The sequence below is a fragment of the Georgenia satyanarayanai genome (assembly GCF_023715365.1).
GTDB classification, from domain to species: domain Bacteria; phylum Actinomycetota; class Actinomycetes; order Actinomycetales; family Actinomycetaceae; genus Oceanitalea; species Oceanitalea satyanarayanai_B.
The window spans coordinates 1-409 of the sequence record NZ_JAMBNZ010000153.1; the positions used below are offsets into that span (position 1 = coordinate 1).

At 44.0% G+C, this 409-nt stretch carries 1 pseudogene; it reads right to left on the reverse strand.

What is annotated here, in order from left to right:
• Window positions 1–409, reverse strand: a pseudogene (locus tag M3148_RS17445) (excinuclease ABC subunit UvrA); the annotation flags it as partial.

The following is a 409-nucleotide window of genomic DNA, read 5'->3' on the forward strand; positions in this document are numbered from 1 at the left end:
TGTCCATGTTGTGCTCAATTACCAAAACAGTATTGCCCCTGTCAACCAGTTTGTTCAAAACATCCAGCAGATGCTGAATATCCTGGAAATGAAGGCCGGTTGTGGGTTCATCAAGAATATAAAAAGTTTTACCAGTATCCTTTTTGCCAAGTTCAGTGGCCAGTTTAACACGTTGCGCCTCGCCACCACTTAAGGTTACAGCACTTTGCCCAAGCGTTATGTAACCAAGGCCCACATCCTGCAAAACCTTTATTTTACGATACATCCATGGCACCGCCTGGAAAAATTCAACGGCGTCATCCACCGTCATATCCAGTACATCTGCAATGCTTTTTCCTTTATACCTTATCTCTAAAGTTTCGCGGTTGTAGCGCTTGCCCTGGCATTTTTCGCAGTGAACATATACATC